Genomic DNA, 23,616 nt, shown 5'->3' on the forward strand with positions numbered 1-23,616 from the left:
CCCTCTATTAGGCCACAGTGCGGGAAAGGCCTCTCAGGGGCAGTTCATGACCCCGCCTTGCATGGTGCAAACGCCCCGCGGGCCCAATAGAACCGGGCCCTGCCGGTCGTAGTGCGTTCCATTGCTGTCCCAGCAGCCGGCGGCGTCGCAGGTGGTGACGGCGGGAGCACGCGGGACTGGCAACTGAGGCAGCGGCGCGGGCTGTGCCCTGGCCGCGGGCGGCGGCGCCAGCGCGGTTTCGGGCCGCAGGCGGATCGGCTCGGTGGCGACCGGCGGCGGCACGAAGCGGCCTTCCGGCGGCGCGGCTGGCTTGACGCCGAAGCAGGCGAGCGCCGCCCGTTCGCGCGCCGCTGCCAGCCGCTCGCGCGGCCCGCTGGCCGCCAGCGCGGCGTCCAACTGCTGGCGTGCCGCCAGGCAGGCCGGCGTCTTCATCAGGTCGGCGTTGCCCTGGGCCAGCACGGGCAGGGCGGCCGAGCAGGCAAGGGCGCAGTGGATGGCGAGCCGTTGCATGCTCCCATCGTAGTGCCCCACGGCCACGGGAAAGGCTCAGGGCTTCGGATAATCCGAGATCACCTTCCACTTGCCGTCGACGATCTGCGACAGCCGCGACAGGTCGCTGCCCAGCCGCTTGGTCGGGCTGAACGTGGCCTGGGCGCTGCCGAACATGTCGGGCGGCACCACCATGGTGTCCATGGCCTTGATGAAGCTCTCGGTGCTGAGGTTCGGCCCGGCCTTCTGCACCGCCCTGGACAGGGTGTCGATGATGTCGTAGCCGTAGACCGAGAACACGGTCGGGTCCTCGTTGAACTTGGTCTTGTACTTGTTGGCCCAGAAGCGGATCGGCTGCGATGCTTCGTCCAGGTAGGGATGCTGCACCGTCATGGTGGCGTACAGGCCGTCCATCGGCTTGCCTCCCAGCTTGTGGATCAGGTCCGTGTAGACCGCGCTGGAGCCGAGGAACACCGGGTTGAAGCCGGTCTTGCGCGATTCGGCGATGGTGCCGATGGTCTCGCGGATGATGGTGCCCAGCACCACCAGGTCGCAGCCGGCGGATTTCATCTTCGCCACCTGCGAGGAGAAATCGGTGGCGCCGCGCTTGTAAGTGGTCTTTTCCGCCATCTCCATGTTCAGCGTCTTCAGGCCGGCGTCGGCGCCGCGCTGCACCTCCAGGCCGAAATCGTCGTCCTGGTAGATCGAGCAGACCTTCTTGGCGCCCTTTTCCTTGACCAGCACCGGCAGCGTGGTGCGCATCTGGTCGTAGTAGGTGGCGGCGAACGAGTATTTGAGCTTGTGGAAGGGCTCGTACATCTCGCGCGCGGCGGTGATCGGGAAGAAGTTGATCACGTTCTTCTCGAACTGCACCGGCATCGCGGCCATGTTCTGCGCCGTCCCCAGATGGCCGGCCATGATGAAGATCTTGTCCTGGTTGACCAGCTTCTGCGCCGCCAGCACCGCGCGCTTGGGGTCGTAGCCGTCGTCCTCCGCGATCAGCCGGAGCCTGCGGCCATGGATGCCGCCCTGCTCGTTGATCTCGTCGATGCGCAGCAGCATGCCGTTGCGGGCCTGCTTGCCGTAGCCGGCCAGCGGCCCCGACATGTCCTGGATGGTGCCGATCAGGATCTCGTTCTTGCTGACCCCCTGGGTCTGCGCGCCCGCCAGCGAGGCGGCGAGGGTGAGGACGGCGAGGGTGGCGATCTTCAGTGTCATGGAGGCGCTCCTGCGATTGGGGATGAATGCTTCCGCATTCTTTTCCCATGGCCGCCGATGTCAAGCGGCGATCTACTGAGGCGCCCATGAAAAAGCCGCCCTCAAGCGGCCTTTTTGAATGCGGACAGCCGGACGCAGAGGACGCAGAAGCAACGCAGAAAGCGCAGAAGAAAACAGAATTGAAGATTGAATCCAATCATTCAACTGCCTTTTCTGCGTGTTCTGCGTCCCCGTCCCCGTCCCCGTGCCCGCCTTCAGGGCTTGACGTAGTCCGACACCACGACCCACTTGCCGTTCTGGATCTGCGACAGGCGCGACAGGTCGTTGCCCAGGCGCTTGGTGGCGCTGAAGCTGGACCTGGGCGCGCCGAACATGTCGGGCTCGAAGGTCATCGTGTCCATTGCCTTGACGAAGCTGTCGGTGGTGAGGTTGGGGCCGGCCTTCTGCGCGGCCTTGATGAACGAATCCATGATGCTGTAGCCGTACACCGAGAACACGGTCGGGTCTTCGTTGAACCGGGTCTTGTACTTGTTGGCCCAGAAGCGCAGCGGCTGCGACGCCTCGTCCAGGTACGGGTGCTGCACCGTCATCGTGCCGTAGATGCCGTCCATGGCCTTGCCGCCCAGCTTGTGGATCAGGTCGGAGTAGAGGGCGCTGGAGCCGATGAACACCGGGTTGAAGCCGGTCTTGCGGGACTCGGCCACGCTGCCGATGGTCTCGCGGATGATGGTGCCCAGCACCACCACCTCGCAGCCGCCGGCCTTCATCTTGGCAACCTGCGAGGAGAAATCGGTGGCGCCGCGCTTGTAGCTGGTCTTCTCCGCGTACTCCATGCCGATCGACTTCAGGCCGGCCTCGCCGCCCTTGAGCACCTCCTGGCCGAAGTCGTCGTCCTGGTAGATCACGCAGACCTTCTTGGCGTTCTTCTCCTTCACCAGCTTGGGCAGGGCGATGCGCAGCTGGTCGTAGTAGGTGGCGGCGAAGGAGTACTTCAGCCGGTGGTACGGCTCGTACATCTCACGGGCCGCGGTGATCGGGAAGAAGTTGACGATGTTCTTCTCGAACTGAACCGGCATCGCTGCCATGTTCTGCGCCGTCCCCAGGTGGCCGGCGATGATGAACACCTTGTCCTGGTTGACCAGCTTCTGCGCCGCCAGCACGGCCTTCTTCGGGTCGTAGCCGTCGTCTTCGGCGATCAGGCGGATCTTGCGGCCATGGACGCTGCCCTGCTGCTCATTGAGTTCGTCGATGCGCAGCTGCATGCCGGCCTTGGCCTGCTTGCCGTAGCCGGCCAGCGGCCCCGACATGTCCTGGATGGTGCCGACCAGGATCTCGTTCTTGCTGACGCCCTGCTGCTGCGCCAAGGCCGCGCTCGCCGCCAGTGTCATGGCCGCGACGGCCAGGGTGGACTTGAACTTCATTGACTCTGTCTCCTTCGTTGAAAAACCAATACGACAGCCGGACGCAGAATTCGCACAAGCAACGCAGAAGACGCAAAAGAAGGCAGTTGAAGGATTGAATTCAAGACTTCATTCGGTTTGTTTCTGCGATTTCTGCGTTGCTTCTGCGTCTTCTGCGTCCTTGTCCCCGATCCCGCTCCCGCCATTCAATACATGGCCTCGATCTGCGGCGAGTACTTTGTCTGCACCAGCTTGCGCTTGAGCTTCATGGTGGGCGTGAGCTCCTCGTCTTCGGCGGAGAGCTGGGTGTCCAGCAGGAAGAACTTCTTGATCTGCTCGACCCGCGCGAACTTCCTGTTGACGCGGTCGATCTCGGCCTGGATCAGCGCCTGCACCTGCGGCGCGCGCGTGAGGCTGGCGTAGTTGCTGAAGGGAACGTCGTTGTCCTGCGCGAATTTCTCGACGTTCTCCTGGTCGATCATCACGATCACGGTGAGGTAGGGCCGCTTGTCGCCGATCACCACCGCGTCGGTGATGTAGGGCGAGAACTTCAGCTCGTTCTCCAGTTCGCTGGGCGTGATGTTCTTGCCGCCGGCGGTGATGATGATGTCCTTCATCCGGTCGGTGATGCGGAAGAATCCCTCCTCGTCCACCACGCCGACGTCGCCGGTGTGCAGCCAGCCCTCCTCATCGACCGTCTCGGCGGTCTTCTCCGGCTGGTTCAGGTAGCCCATGAAGACGTTGCCGCCGCGCACCAGGATCTCGCCGGTTTGCGGGTCCAGCTTCACCTCGTTGTAGGACGCCGCCGGGCCGATCGAGCCGGGCTTGATGCGCGTGACCGGCACGCCGGTGGCGGCGCCGCACGACTCGGTCATGCCCCACACCTCCAGCATCGGCACCCCCAGCGCCAGGTACCACTTGACCAGCTCGGGCGAGATCGGCGCCGCGCCGGTGACCAGGAAGCGCGCGCGGTGGATGCCGATCATCTTGCGCACGTTGTTCAGCGCGATCCAGCGCGCCAGCATGAACTTGAGTTTGAGCAGGCTGCCGACCGGCTGCCCGGCCAGCACCTTGTCGGCGATCTGCGTGCCGACGCCGATGCCCCAGGCGTAGGCCTTCTGCTGCAGCGGGCTGGCTTCCTTCAGCGCGATCATCACGCCGGAATAGAACTTCTCCCACACCCGCGGCACGGCCGTGAACACGGTGGGCGAGATCTCGCGCACGTTCTCCGGCACCGTCTCCGGGTTCTCGACGAAGTTCAGGATGGCGCCGGTGTACAGCGCGTGGTATTCGCCGCCCAGCCGCTCGGCGATGTGGCACAGCGGCAGGAAGCACATGCGCTCGTCGTGCTCGTCCTGCGCCACCAGCGTGTTGTAGCCGTGCACCGTGTAGACCAGCCCCTTGTGGCTGTGCATCGCGCCCTTGGGCTTGCCGGTGGTGCCGGAGGTGTAGACCAGGATCGCCAGGTGGTCGGGGCGGCAGGCCTTCACCCGCTGCATGACCTCGTCGGGATGCGCCGCGTTGTAGTCGCGGCCCATGGCGCGCAGCTGCGCCAGGCTGATGACGCCGGGGTCCTGCAGGTCGCGCAGGCCTTCCATGTCGAACACGACGATCTTCTTCAGGCCCGGCAGCTGCGCCCGCACTTCGAGTGCCTTGTCCAGTTGCTCGTCGTCCTCCACGAACAGGATGCTGGTGCGCGAGTCCTCGCACAGGTAATGCACCTGCGAGGCGGCGTCGGTCGGGTAGATGCCGTTGGAGACGCCGCCGGCCGACAGCACCGCCAGGTCGGCCAGCACCCATTCGACGACGGTGTTGGACAGGATCGAGGCCGTGTCATGCGGCTGGAAGCCCAGCGCCAGCAGGCCGCCGGCGATCTCGCGCACCGCTTCGCCGGTCTGCTTCCAGCTCCAGCTGCGCCAGATGCCCAGCTGCTTCTGCCGCATCCAGACCTGGTCGCCGCGCCGGGCGACGCCGTTCCAGAACATCGCGGGAATGGTGTCGCCTTCCAGCACCACGCGGGTTTCCGGCTTGATTTGGGAGAGGTCCCAGAGTTTGCTCACGTGCGCTCCATTGCAGTGAATGCGGACAGCCGGACGCAGCAGACGCAGAAGCAACGCAGAGGGCGCAGAAAAAAATTCTGAAATGTTTTCATGGCGGTCTTTTGCGTTTTCTGCGTGGCTTCCGCGCTTTCTGCGTCCTTGCCCCCGAATTTCTCTTTCATCGCCAATTCTTCTTCTTCTTCCAGCGCCGCTCGCCCCGCACGCCTTCTTCCTTCATGCCCAGGTAGAACTCCTTGATGTCTTCCTTCTCGCGCAGCCTGGCGCAGGTGTCTTCCATCACGATGCGGCCGTTCTCCAGCACGTAGCCGTAATCGGAGGCGTTCAGGGCCATGTTGGCGTTCTGCTCCACCAGCAGGATGGTGGTGCCGCGCTCGCGGTTGATCCGCACCACGATCTCGAAGATCTCGCGGGTGAGCTTGGGGCTCAGGCCCAGGCTCGGCTCGTCCAGCAGGATCAGGTCGGGCGCAGCCATCAGCGCCCGCGAGATCGCCAGCATCTGCTGCTGGCCGCCGGACAGCAGGCCGGCGTCCTGCGCCGAGCGCTCGCGCAGGATCGGGAAATAGCTGAACACCGTCTCCATGTCGCGCGCCACGCCGTCCCGGTCCTTGCGGGTGTAGGCGCCCATCACCAGGTTGTCGCGCACCGACAGCAGCGGAAACACCTCGCGCCCTTCCGGCACGTGCGACAGGCCCTGCTGCACGATGTAGGCCGGGTCGCGGGCGGTGATGGCGCTGCCCTTGAACTCGATGCTGCCCTTGCGCGGGTCGATGATGCCGGAGATGGTCTTGAGGATGGTGGTCTTGCCGGCGCCGTTGGAGCCCAGCACGGTGGCGATCTCGCCGCGCCGCACCTGCAGGCTGACGCCGCGGATCGCCTTGATCGGGCCGTAGGCGCTCTCCACGTTGGAGAGCTTGAGCACGGGCAGGTCGCTGATGGAGGGAGGATTCAGACTCAAGCGACCTCCCTGCGCAACGCCGACACGTCGTCGACCGAGCCGAGGTAGGCCTCGATCACGCCCGGATGGTTCTGCACCTCGCGCGGCGTGCCGGTGGCCAGCACCTCGCCCTGGTTCATCGCCAGCACGCGGTCCGACACCTTGGACACCAGGCTCATGTCGTGCTCCACCATCAGCACGGTGATGCCCAGCTCGTCGCGGATGTCCTGGATCCAGAACGCCATGTCGTCGGTCTCTTCTACGTTCAGGCCCGACGACGGCTCGTCCAGCAGCAGCAGCTTGGGCTCGGTGCACAGCGCCCGCGCCACTTCCACCACCTTGCGCACGCCGTAGGGCAGGCCGGCCACCATCGAATCGCGGTGGTGCTGCAGGTCCAGCAGTTCGATCACCTGCTCCACCTTCTCGCGGTGCGCGACCTCGGCCCGGCGCACCTTGCCGGTGAAGAACATCTCGCTCCAGACCCCGGTGCTGCTGTGGGTGTGGCGGCCGATCAGCAGGTTGTGCAGCACGGTGGCGTGCTCGAACAGCTCGATGTTCTGGAAGGTGCGGGCGATGCCCAGCGACGCGATCCGGTGCGGCGGCTGCTCGGTAAGGACCTTGCCCTGGTAGTCGATGGTCCCCGTCGTCGGCGTGTAGATGCGGCTGATCAGGTTGAACACCGTGGTCTTGCCGGCGCCGTTGGGGCCGATCAGCGTGAAGACCTCGCCGCGTTTGACGTCGAAGCTGACGTTGTTGACCGCGAGCACGCCGCCGAAGCGCACGCTGAGGTTTTTCGCGGAGAGAAGGATGTCGCTCATCACCGCAGCCGATCCGACTTGGTGAAACTCTTCTGCCGCTTGAACAGGCCCTTGCGGTAGAACGGGAACAGCTGGAACCAGGTGCGCACCTTCAGCCAGCGGCCGTACAGGCCCAGCGGCTCGAACAGCACGAAGGCGATCAGCACCGCGCCGTACACCACCGACTGCAGGCCCGGGGCCTGGCCGATCACCGGCGGCAGGTAGTCCTTGGTCAGCGAGATCAGCTGCGGCATGGAGATCAGGAAGATGGCGCCCAGGAAGGCGCCGTGCACCGAGCCCAGCCCGCCGATCACCACCATCAGCAGCAGGTCGATCGACTGCAGGATGTCGAACTGGTCGGGCGAGATGAAACTGAGCTTGTGGGCGTAGAGCGCGCCGCCGATGCCGGCCAGCGCGGCCGACAGCGCGAACGACAGCGTCTTGTAGCGCGCCAGGTTGATGCCCATGCTCTGGGCCGAGATCTCGGAATCGCGGATGGCGACGAAGGCGCGGCCGGTCGGCGAGCGCAGCAGGTTGAGGATGGCCAGGGTGGCGGCCACCGCGATCACCAGGCACAGGAAATAGAAGGCCGGGCCGGAGCCTAGCGACCAGCCGAACATCTTGGGCGGCTCCAGCCGCAGGCCCGAGTTGCCGCCGGTGACGCTCTCCCAGCGCGCGAACACCTCCTCCACGATGAAGCCGAAGGACAGGGTGGCGATGCCCAGGTAGATGCCCTTCACGCGCAGCGCCGGCAGTCCCACCACCACGCCGACGGCGGCGGACAGCGCCGCGGCGCAGGCCAGCGCCAGCGGGAACGGCACGCCGTGGCCGGTGAGGTAGGCCTGGGTGTATGCGCCGACGCCCAGGAAGGCGGCGTGGCCCAGCGAGAACAGGCCGGTGAAGCCGGCCAGCAGCATCAGCCCCAGGCCGACGATGCCGTAGATCAGCACGAAGGTGAGCTGGGCCAGCCAGTATTCCGGAAAGATCCAGGGCGCGGCGGCCAGCAGCAGGCCCAGCGCGCCGTACCAGAACACGTGGCCGCCGTGCTGGGCCAGCTTGATGTCCTGGCCGTAGTCGGTCTTGAAGATGAAACGCATCGTTCTAATCAGTTGGGGACAGAGCTGAAGGTCTGTCCCCAATCAAACTTTCTTTCGTAGTTTTTCCCCGAACAGCCCGTTCGGCTTCACCATCAGCATGAGCAGCACCACGATGTAGGCGGCGACGTCCTTGAAGCCTTCCGGCAGGTAGAAGCCGGAGAGCGATTCGACGATGCCGATCACCAGGCCGCCGACGATGGCGCCGGGCAGGCTGCCGAAGCCGCCGACCACCGCCGCCGGGAAGGCCTTCAGGCCGATGAAGCCCATGTTGGCGTGCACGAAGGTGATGGGCGCCAGCAGCAGGCCGGCGATGGCGGCCACGGCGGCGGCCAGGCCCCACACCAGGGAGTTGAGCCGCTTGACCGGAATGCCCATGTAATAGGCCGCCAGCTGGTTCTGCGAGGTGGCCTGCATCGCGATGCCGACCTTGCTGTAGCGGAACACCGCGAACAGCAGCGCACACAGCACGGCGGTGGAGGCGATCACCACCATCTGCTCGGCGTTGAGCACCAGCGCGCCGGCGTTCCAGACCTGGTCCTTGTACGGCACCGGCAGCGTGTGCGTCTCCGTCCCGATGCCCGGGATGGTGGTGATCAGGCCGCGGGCGACGTAGCCGATGCCGATGGTGAGCATCACGATGGAGAAGGCCGGCTGGCCCAGGATCGGGCGGATCACCGCCAGCTCCAGCAGCACGCCGAACAGCGCCATCACCGCGATCGCGCCGAGCACCGCCAGCCAGAACGGAAAGCCGAACAAGGTCATCGCCGCCAGCCCGCAGAAGGCGCCCAGCATCATCAGCTCGCCCTGGGCGAAGCTGACGGTCTCGGTGGCCTTGTAGATGAGGACGAAGCCCAGCGCGATCAGCCCGTAGATGCACCCCTGCGCGATGCCGCTGATCACCAGTTGAATGAATTGCACGTTGCTCCAGGTCTGCGGTCGTGGCCCACGGTTATAGCTGCGCAGCGGGTTCTTCCTGTACAGGGTTGTCCCGAAATCTGTCGCCGACGCGGCATCGATTCGGTTGTAATCCGGGGATGGAAAAAGCAGTCCGCATCGACAAGCTGGAGCAGGTGACGGTGGTGACGCTGGACCGTCCCGACGTGCGCAACGCGGTGGACGCCGACACGGCGCGCGCCCTGTACGAGGCGTTCGTCGCCTTCGAGGCGGACCCGCAGGCCAGGGTGGCGGTCTTCCACGGCGCCAACGGCCATTTCTGCGCCGGCTGGGACCTGCAGGCGGCGGCGAAGATGGCGGGGCGCGCCGGCGGCGCCGGGGTGCTGGTGGACCTGGACTTCGACCCGGCGCAGGCGGTCCCGCAGCCGGGCCGGGAGCAGGCCACCGGACCATTGGGACCGATGGGGCCCTCCCGGCTGCTGCTGTCCAAGCCGGTGATCGCCGCCGTCAGCGGCGCCGCGGTGGCCGGCGGGATGGAGCTGGCCCTGTGGTGCGACATGCGGGTGATGGAGCAGGACGCGTACTTCGGGGTCTATTGCCGGCGCTTCGGCGTGCCGCTGATCGACGGCGGCACGGTGCGGCTGCCGCGGCTGGTGGGCATGGGCCATGCGATGGACCTGATCCTGACCGGCAGGAAAGTGGAGGCGGCCGAGGCGCTGCAGATCGGGCTGGCCAACCGGGTGGTCGCCACCGGCCAGGCGCGCGAGGCGGCGATCGCGCTGGCGCGCCAGCTGTGCGCCTTTCCGCAGGCGACCATGAACGCCGACCGCATGAGCGCCTACCGCCAGTGGGACCTGCCGCTGCCGCAGGCCCTGCACCAGGAGTGGGAGCGCGGCAAGCAGCGCATCGCCGACGGCTTCGAAGGCGCGGCCCGCTTCGCCGGCGGCGCAGGCCGGCACGGACGCTTCTAGCGATGCCTAGCGTTTGAGCAGGCGCCCCAGCAGCGAGCCGCCGCGGACCCGTTGCGGACCGTCCCCGGCCAGGCTGGCGGGCTGCCGGTGCGCCGGTTCCGGATCCGGCACGGGGGCCGCGGGCGCGGCCTCCACCACCGGGCTGTCCGCCATCGGCTGCAGGCCGGCCGGCGACCAGGCCTGGCGCAGGTTGTCGGGCCAGGAACCGGCGGGCAGCGGCAACACCGCGCCCGGGTGGGCGTCGCTGACCAGCACCGGGATCAGCGGCTGCGCCAGCACGCCGCCGGGCAGGTGCTGGCGGTCGAACCAGGTGGACGAGACCTTCAGCGGGTAGGGCGAGATGGAGGGCGGCAGGTCCAGCCCGAACACCCGGACCTGTTCGTCGCCGAGGTATTGCGCGATCGAGGCCAGTTCCGGCACGTCGGGGCGGCGGCCCTTGAGCGAGAGCAGCATCCGCGCCATGGCGTGCAGGTCCGCATCCGGCACCCGGCCCTGCGGGTCGTACAGGATCTCGCCGGGCGCGCCGGCCATGGGGCCGGGCTGGAACAGCGCGTTGTTGGCCTGCACCACCGCCCCCCAGACCACGCGGCCTTCGCGCAGCATCGACTGGGCGTTGTCGAACAGGTAGTGCAGGTCGTCCCCGGCGGCCCACGGCGGCGCGTCGATCACGGCCGGCGCCAGCGCCACCGGCCAGGCGGGCGGCACCAGCGGCGGCAGCGGCCGCAGCGCCGCCGGCTTGCGCAGCGATTCGGGCGGCAGCATCAGGCCGGCGCTGAACAGCACGCTCTTGGTCACGGGCCGGTCGAACAGGCGCGAACAGATGGACGCCAGCGGCAGCAGCCAGGCGGTGCGCGGGGTGAGCCCGGGCGCAAACAGCAGTGTGACGCTGTTTTCGAAATGCGGGTCGTTGACCTGTCGTTCCCTCGCCGCCATCTCCTCGTAGCTGGCCCATTGCGGCGCCGCGCCCAGGCTGCGGCCGATCACCTCGCCGACATAGAAGGCCAGCAGGTACAGCAGGTTCTGCTTGGCCGGGTCGTCCAGGTCGTCGTCCTGCCGGATCTTGCCGGTGGTGCGCAGGGCGTCCAGCAGGACGTCGATCCGCTCCAGGCTCTGCACCGAATAGTCCAGCCGCGCGGTGCGCAGCACGCTCTCCAGCGCCAGGCCGTTCTGGATCGGCAGCTTGTGGTCGAAGGCGTGGAGGTAGCAGAGCGCGCGGTAGGTCAGCGTCACGCCGGCGTCCCCTGCCCGATCTGCCGCGGCCGGCCGCTGGCGTCGATCGCCACGTAGGTGACCGAGGCCTCCGTCACCTTGACGTACTGGCCCTGCGAGTGGAAGCGCTCGGCGAACACTTCCACCTTGACCGTGACCGAGGTGCGGCCGATCCGCGTCACCACCGAATAGAAGGACAGGATGTCGCCCACCCGCACCGGCTGCTTGAAGACGAACTCCTTGACGGCGACGGTGGCCATCCGCCCACCGGTGTGGCGGGCCGGGAGCACCGAGCCGGCCAGGTCCACCTGCGCCATCACCCAGCCGCCGAAGATGTCGCCGTTGGCGTTGCAGTCGCCCGGCATCGGGATGACCTTGAGCACCAGCTCGCCCTCGGTCGGCAAGGCGACGCTGGCGCCGCGGGCATCGGTGGGGTGAGGGCTTGTTTCGGCGGACATGGGCACAATCTCCATCCAATGGTGTCTTTTTCCGATTGTCCCTGATGCGCCGCGCCGCCGAACTTGCCTCCACCTCCGCGCCGCCCGCCACCGCCCGCCCGGACAAATCCGACTGGGCGACGCTGCAGCGCCTGCTGCCCTACCTGTGGCAGTACAAGTGGCGCGTGGTGGGCGCGCTGGTGTTCATGGTGGGCGCCAAGCTGGCCAACGTGGGCGTGCCGGTGCTGCTCAAGACGCTGGTGGACAAGATGTCCTTCAAGCCCGGCGACCCGGCCGCGGTGCTGGTGGTGCCGGTCGGCCTGCTGCTGGCGTACGGGCTGTTGCGGCTGTCCACCTCCCTCTTCACCGAGCTGCGCGAGCTGATCTTCTCCAAGGCGACCCAGGGCGCGGCCCGCCGCATCGCGCTGGAAACCTTCCAGCACCTGCACGCGCTCAGCCTGCGCTTCCACCTGGAGCGGCAGACCGGCGGCATGACGCGCGACATCGAGCGCGGCGTGCGCGGCATCGAATCGCTGATCTCGTATTCGCTGTTCAGCATCGTGCCGACGCTGATCGAGGTGGTGCTGGTGCTGTCGATCCTGGGCATCAAGTTCGACGCCTGGTTCGCCTGGATCACGCTGATCGCCCTGGTGCTGTACATCGTCTTCACCGTGACGGTGACGGAATGGCGCACCAAGTACCGCAAGCAGGCCAACGAGTTCGATTCCGCCGCGCACACCAAGGCGATCGACTCGCTGCTCAATTACGAGACAGTGAAGTACTTCAACAACGAAGGCTTCGAGGCCAGCCGCTACGACGAGAGCCTGCAGCGGCTGCGCAAGGCGCGGCTGAAAAGCCAGACCACGCTGTCGATGCTCAACACCGGCCAGCAGCTGATCATCGCCGTCGGCCTGGTGGCCATGCTGTGGCGCGCGACCCAGGGCGTGGTGGACGGCCGCATGACGCTGGGCGACCTGGTGATGGTCAACGCCTTCATGATCCAGCTGTACATCCCGCTGAATTTCCTGGGCGTGCTGTACCGCGAGATCAAGCAGAGCCTCACGGACCTGGACAAGATGTTCGCGCTGATGGAGCGCGAGCGCGAGATCGCCGACCGGCCCGGGGCGCAGCCGCTGGCCGGGCTGGAGCAGGCGACAGTCCGCTTCGAGCACGTCAACTTCGCATATGAAGCCAGCCGGCCGATCCTGCACGACGTCAGCTTCGAGATCCCCGCGGGCAAGACGGTGGCGGTGGTCGGGCCCTCGGGCTCGGGCAAGTCGACCCTGGCGCGGCTGCTGTACCGCTTCTACGACGTCGGCATCCCGGGCCATCCGGAAGTGCCGTCCGGCCGCATCACCATCGCCGGCCAGGACATCCGCGCCGTGACGCAGTCCAGCGTGCGGCAGGCGATCGGCATCGTGCCGCAGGACACGGTGCTGTTCAACGACACGGTGGAATACAACATCGGCTACGGCCGGCCCGGCTCCAGCCGCGCGCAGATCGAGGAGGCCGCGCGGGCGGCGCGCATCCACGGCTTCATCGAGTCCACGCCCAAGGGCTACCAGACCATGGTGGGCGAACGCGGGCTGAAGCTGTCGGGCGGCGAGAAGCAGCGGGTGGCGATCGCGCGCACGCTGCTGAAGGACCCGCCGATCCTGATCTTCGACGAGGCGACCTCGGCGCTGGACTCGGCCAACGAACGCGCCATCCAGGCGGAACTGAAAAGCGCGGCGCAGAACAAGACCACGCTGCTGATCGCGCACCGGCTGTCCACCGTGGTGGACGCCCACGAGATCCTGGTGATGGACGCCGGCCGCATCCTGGAGCGTGGCAGCCACAACGAGCTGCTGGCCCGCGGCGGCCGCTACGCCGAGATGTGGGCATTGCAGCAGCAAAGCGGCGAGGCGGCGGAGCCGCGCTTCGAAGAAGTGATGGGGATGTAGGCAGCATGCGGGTGGGCCTGATTTCCGACACGCACGGCCTGCTGCGGCCGCAGGCGCTGGCCGCGCTGCAGGGCAGCGAGCACATCGTCCATGGCGGCGACATCGGCAACGCCGAGGTGCTGGAGCAGCTGCGCGCCATCGCGCCGCTGACGGTGGTGCGCGGCAACGTCGACACGGACGACTGGGCGCAGGCGATCGGCGAGACCGAAACCATTGCGCTGGCCGGCGTGCGCATCCACGTGCTGCACGACCTGAAGGCGCTGGCGATCGACCCGGCGGCGCTGGGCGTCGGCGTGGTGGTGAGCGGCCATTCCCACAAGCCGCTGGTGGAGCAGCGCGGCGCGGTGCTGTACGTGAACCCCGGCAGCGCCGGGCCGCGCCGCTTCCGCTTGCCGGTGAGCGTGGCGCAACTGGTGATCGAAGCGGGCGGCGCGGTGACGGCGCGGATCGTCGAGCTGTCCTATGCATAGGGAATGCCACCGTTGACACGGATGGCAGCGCGGTGAAGACTGCGCGCGGCCGGCGACATCGCCGGCCTTTTCATATGCAAACAAAGGACCAAGAATGAACAACAGATCATGGGTGGGTTTCCGGGTGCTGGCGGTGGCGTCGTGCGTCGCGATGGCAGGCTGCGCGGGTTTGCAGACCAGCGGCCACAAGTACAGCGATTCGTACAAGCTGAACCAGCCGGTAAAGGGGGAGGGCTGCTATGACGCTTCCGTGCTGCTCGGGAAGAACGTCGGCGCTTCGATGGAAATCGCCACCAAGGTGCTCGCAGCGATCGACTCCACCGTCAGCGAAAAGACCGCCAACCAGGTCAAGGCCCAGCGAAACCGCCACATCGGCCTGCTGGTGGGCAGCGGCGGCGAGGAGCTGTCGATCTCGTTGAGCCCGGTGCAGGGCAACCGGACCTTCGTGACCGTGGCGACCAAGACCGGCTTCGTCGGCGGCGCCGGCCAGAAGGCCTGGTCTTGCCAGATCGTCGACCAGATGGTCGCGATGAGCGCGCGATAAGGCGGCGATGCCATCGCCAACCGCGATGCGGTGCCGGTGGGGGCTGCTGCCCCTGCTGGCCCTGCTCGGTGCCTGCAGCACGGTCACCAAGGTCGAGCGCGTCGGCCCGGATCTTCCTGCCCGGGCCGGCGCCTGCCATGTCGACGTGGTGGGAGCGGGCAGCCGCGACGTCGCCGCCTACCGGGTGGTGGCGAAGATCGAATCGCATATCCAGCGCAACGTCTTCTTCGGCGGCAGGGTCTCCCTGCGCGATGACGCGCACGCCGAACTTCGGGCGAAAGCTTGCGCGCTTGGCGGGGACGTGGTGCGGGTCGATGACTCGGTCGAATCCGGCGCGGCGGAGATGAGCGACGTCCACGTCTGGGCCACGGTGTTCAAAAAGGCGAAGTGAGGCAGGGCAAGCCGGCGTACCATCGGCGGCGAGCGGCGCGCAGTCGGTGGCGCCGGCCCCCCATCGACTCACAGGAGACAAGCCCATGCCAACGATCCTTCGCGCGCTGGTGGCCGCCAGCGCCCTGTTGTGCGCCGCGCTCGGCGCCTCGGCCCAGCCCGCCCCCGAGGTGACGCTGACCCGGCTGGAGTGCGGCACCGGCTTCAACGACCAGCGCCGCTTCAGCGACACCTTCGCCTACAGCGACCCGAAGATGCCCTTCACGTTCAGCTGCTACCTGGTGCGGCACGGCGACGACTACATGGTCTGGGACACGGGCTACCTGCCGGGCTCGAACCCGAGCGCGCCGACGGTGTCGCTGCTGGAGCAGCTGGCCCAGCTCAAGGTGCGGCCGGAGCAGGTGAAGTACGTGGGCATCAGCCACTTCCACGCCGACCACACCGGGCAGCTGCCCTCGCTGCCGGAGGCGACGCTGCTGATCGGCGAGCGCGAATGGGCGGCGCTGACCGCACCCAAGCCGATGGCGGGCGCCAACGTGGCGGCCTTCACCCACTGGATCAGCGGCGGCGGCAAGCTGGAGCAGCAGGCGGCGGACAAGGACGTGTTCGGCGACGGAACCGTGGTGATCCTGCGCACGCCCGGCCACACGCCCGGGCACCAGGCGCTGCTGGTGCGCCTGAAGGAGAAAGGCGCGGTGCTGCTGAGCGGCGACGCGGCGCACTTCCACGAGAACTACGCGAACAACGGCGTGCCGGGTTTCAACTACGACCGGGCCGACACCATCGCATCGCTGGAGCGGCTCAAGCAGATCGAGAAGAATCTCAAGGCCACCGTCATCATCCAGCACGACCCGCGCGACATCGGCAAGCTGCCGCCGTTCCCGGCGGCGGCGCGCTGACGGCTCACGCGTACAGCGCAGCCGGCTCGCGGCAGGCGGGCGGCGAGGCCGGCGACCGCGAGGGCGCAGGCGGGGGTCGCGGCGGGGGCTGAGCCGGGGGCGGTGCGCCCGCCAGGGCATCCAGCGGCGAGGCGGTGCCGCCGGCGGCCACCTTGAGCACGTGTGTGTAAATCATGGTGGTGCTCACATCGCTGTGCCCGAGCAGCTCCTGCACCGTGCGGATGTCGGTGCCGGCTTGCAGCAGGTGGGTGGCGAACGAGTGGCGCAGCGTGTGCACCGACACCGGCTTGGCAACGCCGGCCTGGGCCACGGCGCGCTTGAGCGCACGCTGCAGGCGTTCCTCGAACAGGTGATGGCGGCGGACGACGCCCGTTTCCGGATCGATCGAGAGCGTGGGCGAGGGGAACAGCCAGAACCAGTGCCAGCTGTACCCGACGCTCGGGTACTTGGATTCCAGCGCGTGCGGCACCTCGACGCCGGCGCGGCGATGCAAGCGGTCCGCCTCCCAGGTGGCGCGCGACGCCAGCAGCTGCTCGCGCAGCGCGCCGGCCAGCGAATGCGGCAGCATCACGACCCGGTCCTTGTTGCCCTTGGCCTGCCGCACGACGATGGCATGGCGCTCGAAGTCCACGTCCTTGATGCGCAGCCGCAGGCCTTCCATCAGCCGCATGCCGGTGCCGTACAGCAGGCGCGCCAGCAGCGCGGCCTCTCCGGTGAGCTGGTCCAGCACGGCCGACACTTCGGCGGCGGTGAGCACGGACGGGATGCGGCGCTTGTAGGCTGGCCGCTGGACGTTGTCCAGCCAAGGCAGGTCCACGGCCAGCACCTGGCGGTAGAGGAACAGCAGCGCGCTCAGCGCCTGGTTGTGCGTGGACGGCGAGACCTTGCGCTGGGTGGCCAGCATGGTGAGGAAGGCCTCCACCTCTGCCGCCCCCATGTCGCGCGGATGCCGCACGCCGTGCCATCGGATGAAGAAGCGCACCCAGTACAGGTAAGCCTTTTCGGTGGCGAGGCTATAGTGCAAATAGCGGGCACGCTCGCGCACCTGCTCGATCAGGCGACGCGACTGCAAGGGCGGGCCACCGGGTTGCATGAAAATAAATATACTGTACGAAAAAACAGTATAGCCAAAAATCGCAAGACCACAAGCCTTCGCCGGAGGATCCGATGCCAAGCTTATCGCGCAGCGCCCATATCGACCAGCTTAACGACGCAGGGGACTACGCGGCGGCGTTATTGGGGTCGAGGCAAACATTACGTTAGAGGGCACAGTGTCGAGATCCGCTTCAACTTGGGACCGCATCGTGTTCGCGGCAATCGCCGGTTTCTTCGGGGCCATCCTCGGCCTAGTTGCTGGTTTGCTGGCGGCGATGATTTTCGGGACGCAAGCGGGCCTCGCTGCGTCAGTAAGCTTTTCGGTAATTTACTTTTCTGTGGTGGGTGCCGTTCGCGGCCCCGACGCTGGATTCCTCGTTGCCGAGGAACTTTCTGCGATCGGCGCCGCGATACGTGGCGGATCAGCGAGCAATGGCTTCATTTACCCCGACCCCGTGAGCTATGGGCCAAGGGCCTGGCGCGCGGTCTGGACACTGGTGGTTTGGCTATGCGTAGTCTTGGTCATAACATGGCGGCATGCAGCCCTCTAACAAGTCCGTCAACGCGGACGCCCAAAGCCGTCCCGCCGCGGTGCGGCGCCGTTCCATGGTCGCCGGTTACGTCCGACGTTATGCCCCATGACTGTCAGACAGCGTCAAGCCACACTTGAAGACTCGCCGCAGGTTGCGGAGGTCTTGCTCTCCTCGCGCAAGACGTTTTTGCCTTACGCGTGCTCGGCGCAATCAGACTCTGAAGTAAGTCAATGGGTTCGGGAATCGCTCATTCCGTCGGGCAACGTCACGGTCGCCTGTATCGGCTCGTCCGTGGTCGGTGTCCTCGCAACCGCACGAGAGCCCACCGGGAGTTGGGTTAACCAGCTCTACTTAGCGCCAGATTATGTCGGGCAACGTATCGGTGCGCAGCTGCTTACTCATGCGCTCGCTACGTTGCCGCGGCCCGTGCGCCTCTATACGTTTCAAGCGAACAGCCGTGCACGCGCCTTTTACGAACGATATGGCTTCAAGGCAGTGGCTTTCACCGACGGCAGCGCGAACGACGAGCATTGCCCTGACGTCCTGTACGAATATGGTGGGACGGTCGACGATGGCGCATAACCCCTCCATCGAGCGGACGTCCCAAAAGCCGCTTCGCGCCCTTTGCGCCGCCGCTCATGTCGAACGTTAGAGCGCACGAACAACTATGGCTGGCACTCCCAACGAATACCAGATCCTCGCGTTCGCCGTGTACGAACTTCGGCTTCTGCTGTCTGGCGAGCTTGGCCCCGACTCGAAGGCCGAACCCTCGGTCCGGGTTGCAGCGCACTTGGCCTACGCTTTGCACAATCAGGCGCTGGCAATCCTCGAAGGGCGCTCCTTCGATCCGGTTCAAGCCATCGAGGCCATCGGGCGCGTGGACAAGCAATTCGGCGAAAACTCACTCCAGCGTCTCTCGGAGGTCGTCAATCGTGCGCCCTAACAGGTCCGTCAACGCGGACGCCCAAAGCCGTTCCGCAGCTTCGCCGCGCCGTTCCTTGGTCGCCGGTTACGTCCGACGTTAGAGCGCTTATGTCGGAACCGTTCTTCTCGGACTACGGCGTGGAACTTTTCAAGAGAGACGGCCGCCTTTTCGTGCGATATGACAGCGGTGGATTCGCTTCACGGATGATAGAGGCTGAGGTGTCAGAAGCACAGGTTTTGCGGTTGCAACTCGGGGAATTTGAGGCATATCGGGTGCTGCTTGATGTTCAGGAGGCGGCGGAAAGAAATGAAAAATCGGCAGGGGCGCCCTAACATGTCGATCGACACGGACGCCCACGGGCGTCTGCTCCCTTCGGTCGCACCGTACCGCGGTCGCCGGTCATCTTCACGTTATCAGTCAGGAGGCAGGGCGCAAGAGTGGGCGCACGCGCGCGCGATTGACCTGGCGCTCTGGCCGGCCCGTTCTCGCTCGGGCAGTGCGCGCCAGAGTGTTTGCCCTGCTGGTGGCACTTTGGCGTCCGGTGCGTTGGCGCTCAAGCCGTGCCACCTTTCTGGGGGATCGTCCCGAGCGTCCGGGCGGGCAGCAGGTGTGCTTAGCATCGCTCCGGTTGCTCCTGAAGCCCGCCGCGCGCTTGGCACCCTCGCAGCAGCAAGTTGCCGGTCGGCGGGCAGGTCGGGCTTGGCTTTGGCCCGGGCGGCATCTGATAACAAGTCAATGCACACGGACGCCCTGGTGCTAGCCGCTTCGCGGCTACGTTTCATGGGCGCCGGTGATTTCCGACGTTAGACCGCTGGAAACTAGACATGCCCACCTCCACCGAAGATGACGACCGCAAGGCCTTCTTCCAGAACTACGCAGACTATTCGAAAGCAGTCCGAGCGTGGCTGGTTGCCTACGGAATCGGCGGCCCCGTACTCTTCGTGACGAACGACAAGCTCACGGAGCGCGTTGCCAAGTCAGGCTACGGGAATGAGATCATCGCGTTGTTTCTGGTGGGAGTAGGGCTTCAGATAGTGTCGGCGATGGTAAATAAATGGGCGTCGTGGCACATTTACCGGGGCATCGGCGACGACGACTATCGCAGCCGCGCGGCGTACAGATTTTGGGGATGGATCAATGATCAGACTTGGATCGACATCTGGGCCGATTTGCTTGCACTGGTGGCCCTCGTCTTTGCGACCTGGCGCGTGCTCAATGTATTCATACACGTTGGCAATGCGGTCTAACAGGTCCGTCAACGCGGACGCCCAAAGTCGTTCCGCAGCTGCGCCGCGCCGTTCCTTGGTCGCCGGTTACGTCCGACGTTAGAGCGCATGAGAGACCGTATAGCGCGTATGCATCAGGCGGCAAAGGATCGCTTGCACGACGCAGAGATTCTTAGCGTATCGCTAGACAGGCGCTCGGACTCAAACTCCTTTCTGTGTGTTCTCGCTTTCGAAGTCCTTCTAAAGGCGGCATTGCTGTCGTCGCGCGGCGCTGAAGTGCGAGGGCACAAATACAAAGACCTCTGGGCGCAACTGCCTGAAGCGGCGCGCGCAAAGATCATGGTTGTTGCGAAGAATAGAAGTCCTGGGCACACGGACTTCTCAAATGTGGAGAGGCTCCTGGTCTGGTACCAGTACATCTTCGAGAAGGCGCGGTATTCCTACGAGATCTATGACGGTTACACGCCGGAGGAGATGCGGGAGCTGGGAAACTATTGGGAAGAGCTTGGGGCACCGAGTGAAGAGGCGTTGATCCAGTACCATCCCGAAGAACTCTTTTGCCTCACCGAGGGCTTGCTTGCCTATGTCGAAGAAGCGCTCTAACAAGTCCGTCAACGCGGACGCCCAAAGTCGTTCCGCGGCTGCGCCGCGCCGTTCCATGGTCGCCGGTTACGTCCGACGTTATCCGTCAAAGACATGAGAGAAAGAATGTCTGCGTTCGCATACGTTGCCGGGCTGGCGGTTCGTTCACCGTCGCGCCGGAATGGCTCGCACCAAGGCCGGTTGGCGGCTGGCGGTTCGTGCTTGGTGCTCGGGCGGATCTCAGGCGCACATGGTGGCGCTGACCTGCTTTGCCCACTGACTCCTGCGCCGAGGTTGGCACTCGGTGCGCTCGCGCTCAATCCGCCTCACTTCTCTGGGGGGCCATCCAGTGCGCTCGGGTGGGCAGTGCGTCAACTTGGTGGCGCTCCGGCTAACCTCAAGAATGGCCGCGCGCTTGGAGGCTTCGCAGCAGCAAGTGGCCGGTCGGCAGTCAACCTGGGTTTGGCTTTGGCCGGGGCGGCTTCGGATAACAAGTCGATCGACGCGGACGCACAAGTGCATCCGTGCGCTGCGCGCACACGCCCCGTGTGCGCCGGTCATCTCCAACGTTAGACAGCATGAAACGAATCCTCATACGCGCTTGCGTTTTCCTCCTGTCGGCCTTTTCTTTGGTCGGAATGGCCCAAGCGCAAGAGACCGACAGCGCTCTGGCAAAGCGACTTCTTGGCCAATGGCAAGAGCTGCGCATCCTGGATTGCGAAGGGTATCAGCAGGTCATGTCCTTGAACGCGAACGGTTCCTTTGAGGTCAAGGGCATCCTCCGTGCATGCGACGGCAATACGCCGTTTACCTGGCGAGGCAATTGGGAAGTTCAGGGCGGCAAGCTGCACTACGTCACGACATTTTCGGATCCGGTGCGTGTGTATCCTATCGGCGAATCCTTCGAGGACGAGATACTCTCGGTGTCTGAGAGCGAATGGGTGATGCGGGAGCAGAGTACCGGGAACAAATCCATTGCATATCGTGTGCGGTAGCCATGCTGTCTAACAAGTCCGTCAACGCGGACGCCCAACGGCGTCTCGCAGCTTCGCCGCACCTCTCCTTGGTCGCCGGTTACGTCCGACGTTAGGCGTCAAGAGAAGGAGCGTATGAGCACACTACTTACTTTGATCGGCTGGTGCCTGCTTTTCGTCTTGTGCTGGCCACTTGCCTTGCTGGCGTTGGTTCTCTGGCCAATCGTTTGGCTACTCTCCATTCCCTTTCGGCTCGTGGGGCTTACGTTCCAGGCGTTGTTTGCGTTCCTCGGTGCGCTCTTGTTTCTTCCGGCGCGACTCCTCGGGTATCGTCGCAAGCATGCATAGCCTCGTGGCCTCGGGAATGTGCGGGCAACCGTCAGGTTTCGCTCATGGTCGGTCGTCCTTGGCGCCTAACAAGTCCGTCAACGCGGACGCCCAAAGTCGTCCCGCAGCTGCGCCGCGCCGTTTTTTGGGCGCCGGTTACGTCCGACGTTAGATGGCAAGAGGCGCACTTGGAGTTCTTCTACTACTGCGTGACCTGCGTGAACTTTCGCCGTAATGCGCCCGCCGGAACTGTCCTTTCTCCGGCGCAGAAACGGTGGTGCGCCTTGCATGCGCGTCAGCTTCCTCCATCGGCCAATGAGCTTGCGCCGCTCTGCAACCGATACGTGAACGCAGATCCCCGGGCGACTGAGTGGAGTCGCGAAATTGCGCGACTGCCTGATGGGGAACTTTGGGATTTCCCGTTGTATGCTCCGCCAAAGAAGCTGACGGCGCTAGATGAGCTGCCGCAGGTCGACCCGATCTCTGGAAGTCCTGTAGCGTTAGGAGGGAGTGGCGATGCCATCTAACAGGTCCGTCAACGCGGACGCCCAAAGCCGTCTCGCAGCTGCGCCGCGCCGTTCCTTGGTCGCCGGTTACGTCCGACGTTAGCCCGCATGGATGCCGACCTTCCTCCGTCGTTGCTCGTACGTCTCGTGGCGACGACTTGGCTCGTCTTTCGTAGGCTCGTTTGCTTCGCCGGCGCTATCTTTTTCACTGCTCAGCTCTTGTCGCTTGTGCACAGGTTCGTCTGGATGGATGAAGTCTTCGGTCCTGCGAAGAAGGAGTTAATGGGCTGGGAGCGGGTTGAGACCGCCGCAGCACTAGCTGCCTGTATCGCCTTGTTCGTCTTCATTGGCGTGGTCGGTGTAAGCATTTCCAAGAGCGATCCGCTGCTGACGTATCGTGACCAAAAGCGCCGCTACGGCTGGCGGTGGTAGCAATGCAGGCTAACAAGTCCTTCGACGCGGACGCACAAGTGCTTCAGTGCGCGCTGCGCACTCGCACCATGCGCGCCGGTCAAGTCCGACGTTAGACATCATGGAAGCTGCCTCGCGTCGACTTATCCTTGCGCTCGCGAGCGCAACGGGGTGCGTGCGCGTGCGTGATGCGCGTGAGTTGGCTGACATACCACTCAAAGTTGAGCTGCTCTCATTTGAGAATGCGGCGATCCGCGATGAAGATTTGATGGCACTCCCTGCCTTCCCTGCGCTTCGGTGTCTGGACTTGGATGGTACGGCCGTTACAGACGCAGCTCTCGAGTGGGTGGCGCGGCAGGCGAGCCTTGAGGAGATTTGGCTCGAGTGCACTGGGGTGACCGATGCGGGTCTTAAGCACTTGCGTCCACTTCGTCGACTAATGTTCGTTTCCCTCGTCTACACGGAGGTTACGGCTGCTGGGGTCGCTGCTCTGCGCAGGGCAATGCCCACTCTGGAGGTTTCTGAGCCATGATGTCTAACAAGTCCGTCAACGCGGACGCCCAAAGTCGTCCCGCAGCTGCGCCGCGCCGTTCCTTGGTCGCCGGTTACGTCCAACGTTAGAGCTCACTCATGGACTTGCTGTCGTTTCAGGGCCGCCGATGTGAGGAAAAACCGCTGAGCGAGTCGACGCACTGGCTGTGCGCGCACGTCCAAGCACTCTTGGATGGCTTGCCCACCATTCGCCTCGAGAGGATTCTTGTCACAGTGGACCGAAGTGCAGAGATCTACGCGCTTGTTTCGGGTGCTGGCGGTCGGCTGGAGCGTGTTCCTGCTCACGCTGTCGTCTCGCCGCTTAGGCGCGAGGGCGGGCACATCTCGTGTGACACGTGCTGGGTGGACGTCTATGCGTGCAGTGAGCTCTAACAGGTCGTTCGACGCGGACACGCAGAGGCATTGTGCCGCGAGCCGTGCGCGGCAGCATACGGCTCGCGGCACAATGCCTCTGCGTGCCGGTCAACTCCGACGTTAAATCGCTATGTTGAGGCGCCTCGTCCCTTTCGCAATCTTTGGAGCGGCCATGTCGACCCTCGCTGGACCTGCTGAGTCTCTTGATGCTCAATTCTTCGCGCGAAACGTGCGGTATGAACTGATGGGCGAGCGAGTCGTACTAGTGGGGCGTGATTCACCTACGATGACGACGATCGATGATCGGGGTCAAACCGTTTTTCTGGCGGCCGACGGCGAGCACAGGGTTGGCGAATTGATTGCCCACCTTGCGCGGCAA

General features: G+C 65.3%; 26 protein-coding genes. 14 read left to right on the forward strand and 12 right to left on the reverse strand.

The genetic code is table 11. The features are described 5' to 3' along the window. Window positions 1–33 precede the first annotated feature (33 nt). The 9 genes from ACFPOE_RS23805 to ACFPOE_RS23845 form a co-directional block, all read right to left on the reverse strand. The gene (locus tag ACFPOE_RS23805; RefSeq protein ID WP_376852830.1) at window positions 34–510 is read right to left on the reverse strand and encodes a hypothetical protein; all 477 of its coding nucleotides are present in this window, start codon (window positions 508–510) and stop codon (window positions 34–36) included. A 36-nt stretch (window positions 511–546) separates the two neighbouring features. Further along, window positions 547–1,707: an ABC transporter substrate-binding protein gene (locus ACFPOE_RS23810; RefSeq protein WP_376852831.1), complete on the reverse strand. Its 1,161-nt coding sequence runs from the start codon at window positions 1,705–1,707 to the stop codon at window positions 547–549. 254 nt (window positions 1,708–1,961) lie between these two features. Continuing rightward, window positions 1,962–3,128, reverse strand: a complete 1,167-nt coding sequence (locus ACFPOE_RS23815; protein ID WP_376852832.1) for an ABC transporter substrate-binding protein — start codon at window positions 3,126–3,128, stop codon at window positions 1,962–1,964. Between the two features lie 185 nt (window positions 3,129–3,313). Beyond that, window positions 3,314–5,167, reverse strand: a complete 1,854-nt coding sequence (locus tag ACFPOE_RS23820; protein ID WP_376852833.1) for an AMP-dependent synthetase/ligase — start codon at window positions 5,165–5,167, stop codon at window positions 3,314–3,316. Further along, window positions 5,164–5,328: a hypothetical protein gene (locus ACFPOE_RS23825; RefSeq protein WP_376852834.1), complete on the reverse strand. Its 165-nt coding sequence runs from the start codon at window positions 5,326–5,328 to the stop codon at window positions 5,164–5,166. Before ACFPOE_RS23825 ends, ACFPOE_RS23820 begins: the two co-directional genes overlap by 4 nt. Then, window positions 5,325–6,101, reverse strand: a complete 777-nt coding sequence (locus ACFPOE_RS23830) for an ABC transporter ATP-binding protein (protein WP_376852864.1) — start codon at window positions 6,099–6,101, stop codon at window positions 5,325–5,327. Before ACFPOE_RS23830 ends, ACFPOE_RS23825 begins: the two co-directional genes overlap by 4 nt. A gap of 17 nt (window positions 6,102–6,118) precedes the next feature. Beyond that, entirely contained in the window at window positions 6,119–6,919 is an 801-nt protein-coding gene (locus ACFPOE_RS23835) for an ABC transporter ATP-binding protein (RefSeq protein WP_376852835.1), read from the reverse strand. After that, window positions 6,919–7,995 carry a branched-chain amino acid ABC transporter permease gene (locus tag ACFPOE_RS23840; RefSeq protein WP_376852836.1) on the reverse strand — a complete coding sequence of 359 codons (1,077 nt, stop codon included), beginning with the start codon at window positions 7,993–7,995 and terminating at the stop codon, window positions 6,919–6,921. Before ACFPOE_RS23840 ends, ACFPOE_RS23835 begins: the two co-directional genes overlap by 1 nt. 42 nt (window positions 7,996–8,037) lie before the next feature. Beyond that, on the reverse strand, window positions 8,038–8,913 hold the full coding sequence (locus tag ACFPOE_RS23845) for a branched-chain amino acid ABC transporter permease (RefSeq protein WP_376852837.1): 876 nt from the start codon (window positions 8,911–8,913) through the stop codon (window positions 8,038–8,040). 116 nt (window positions 8,914–9,029) lie between these two features. Between ACFPOE_RS23845 and ACFPOE_RS23850 the strand changes: the two genes are divergently transcribed. Beyond that, window positions 9,030–9,860 carry a crotonase/enoyl-CoA hydratase family protein gene (locus ACFPOE_RS23850; protein WP_376852838.1) on the forward strand — a complete coding sequence of 277 codons (831 nt, stop codon included), beginning with the start codon at window positions 9,030–9,032 and terminating at the stop codon, window positions 9,858–9,860. Window positions 9,861–9,866: 6 nt separating this feature from the next. Here ACFPOE_RS23850 and ACFPOE_RS23855 read toward each other — a convergent pair whose 3' ends face one another. After that, window positions 9,867–11,090, reverse strand: coding sequence for a hypothetical protein (locus ACFPOE_RS23855; protein WP_376852839.1), 1,224 nt, complete (start codon window positions 11,088–11,090; stop codon window positions 9,867–9,869). Next, window positions 11,087–11,527 carry an acyl-CoA thioesterase gene (locus tag ACFPOE_RS23860; protein ID WP_376852840.1) on the reverse strand — a complete coding sequence of 147 codons (441 nt, stop codon included), beginning with the start codon at window positions 11,525–11,527 and terminating at the stop codon, window positions 11,087–11,089. Before ACFPOE_RS23860 ends, ACFPOE_RS23855 begins: the two co-directional genes overlap by 4 nt. Before the next feature lie 44 nt (window positions 11,528–11,571). Here ACFPOE_RS23860 and ACFPOE_RS23865 point away from each other — a divergent pair, with 44 nt between their 5' ends. From ACFPOE_RS23865 to ACFPOE_RS23885, 5 genes are all read left to right on the forward strand, one after another. Continuing rightward, window positions 11,572–13,449, forward strand: coding sequence for an ABCB family ABC transporter ATP-binding protein/permease (locus tag ACFPOE_RS23865; RefSeq protein WP_376852841.1), 1,878 nt, complete (start codon window positions 11,572–11,574; stop codon window positions 13,447–13,449). Window positions 13,450–13,454: 5 nt separating this feature from the next. Beyond that, window positions 13,455–13,919, forward strand: a complete 465-nt coding sequence (locus ACFPOE_RS23870) for a metallophosphoesterase family protein (RefSeq protein WP_376852842.1) — start codon at window positions 13,455–13,457, stop codon at window positions 13,917–13,919. A gap of 94 nt (window positions 13,920–14,013) precedes the next feature. Continuing rightward, window positions 14,014–14,463 carry a hypothetical protein gene (locus ACFPOE_RS23875; protein ID WP_376852843.1) on the forward strand — a complete coding sequence of 150 codons (450 nt, stop codon included), beginning with the start codon at window positions 14,014–14,016 and terminating at the stop codon, window positions 14,461–14,463. Between the two features lie 7 nt (window positions 14,464–14,470). Then, window positions 14,471–14,854: a hypothetical protein gene (locus tag ACFPOE_RS23880; RefSeq protein ID WP_376852844.1), complete on the forward strand. Its 384-nt coding sequence runs from the start codon at window positions 14,471–14,473 to the stop codon at window positions 14,852–14,854. Window positions 14,855–14,939: 85 nt separating this feature from the next. Beyond that, entirely contained in the window at window positions 14,940–15,752 is an 813-nt protein-coding gene (locus ACFPOE_RS23885; protein WP_376852845.1) for an N-acyl homoserine lactonase family protein, read from the forward strand. A 4-nt stretch (window positions 15,753–15,756) separates the two neighbouring features. Here ACFPOE_RS23885 and ACFPOE_RS23890 read toward each other — a convergent pair whose 3' ends face one another. Further along, the gene (locus ACFPOE_RS23890; protein WP_465251317.1) at window positions 15,757–16,845 is read right to left on the reverse strand and encodes an integron integrase; all 1,089 of its coding nucleotides are present in this window, start codon (window positions 16,843–16,845) and stop codon (window positions 15,757–15,759) included. A gap of 640 nt (window positions 16,846–17,485) precedes the next feature. Here ACFPOE_RS23890 and ACFPOE_RS23895 point away from each other — a divergent pair. The 8 genes from ACFPOE_RS23895 to ACFPOE_RS23930 all read left to right on the forward strand — a co-directional run. Continuing rightward, window positions 17,486–17,962 (forward strand): GNAT family N-acetyltransferase, encoded by a 477-nt coding sequence (locus ACFPOE_RS23895; protein WP_376852846.1) that lies wholly within the window; start codon window positions 17,486–17,488, stop codon window positions 17,960–17,962. 85 nt (window positions 17,963–18,047) lie between these two features. Then, complete coding sequence (locus tag ACFPOE_RS23900) at window positions 18,048–18,323, forward strand: hypothetical protein (RefSeq protein ID WP_376852847.1); 276 nt, start codon at window positions 18,048–18,050, stop codon at window positions 18,321–18,323. Between the two features lie 89 nt (window positions 18,324–18,412). Beyond that, window positions 18,413–18,637, forward strand: coding sequence for a hypothetical protein (locus ACFPOE_RS23905; RefSeq protein WP_376852848.1), 225 nt, complete (start codon window positions 18,413–18,415; stop codon window positions 18,635–18,637). A 492-nt stretch (window positions 18,638–19,129) separates the two neighbouring features. Further along, complete coding sequence (locus ACFPOE_RS23910; protein ID WP_376852849.1) at window positions 19,130–19,552, forward strand: hypothetical protein; 423 nt, start codon at window positions 19,130–19,132, stop codon at window positions 19,550–19,552. A 231-nt stretch (window positions 19,553–19,783) separates the two neighbouring features. Then, window positions 19,784–20,134, forward strand: coding sequence for a hypothetical protein (locus ACFPOE_RS23915; RefSeq protein ID WP_376852850.1), 351 nt, complete (start codon window positions 19,784–19,786; stop codon window positions 20,132–20,134). A gap of 557 nt (window positions 20,135–20,691) precedes the next feature. After that, window positions 20,692–21,108: a DUF2059 domain-containing protein gene (locus ACFPOE_RS23920; RefSeq protein ID WP_376852851.1), complete on the forward strand. Its 417-nt coding sequence runs from the start codon at window positions 20,692–20,694 to the stop codon at window positions 21,106–21,108. A gap of 920 nt (window positions 21,109–22,028) precedes the next feature. Beyond that, window positions 22,029–22,352, forward strand: coding sequence for a hypothetical protein (locus tag ACFPOE_RS23925; protein WP_376852852.1), 324 nt, complete (start codon window positions 22,029–22,031; stop codon window positions 22,350–22,352). 1,057 nt (window positions 22,353–23,409) lie between these two features. Then, window positions 23,410–23,616 (forward strand): hypothetical protein (locus tag ACFPOE_RS23930; protein WP_376852853.1); only part of this gene is annotated, 207 nt, incomplete at its 3' end.

The organism is Caenimonas terrae, from assembly GCF_042655405.1.
Lineage (GTDB): Bacteria > Pseudomonadota > Gammaproteobacteria > Burkholderiales > Burkholderiaceae_C > Ramlibacter > Ramlibacter terrae_A.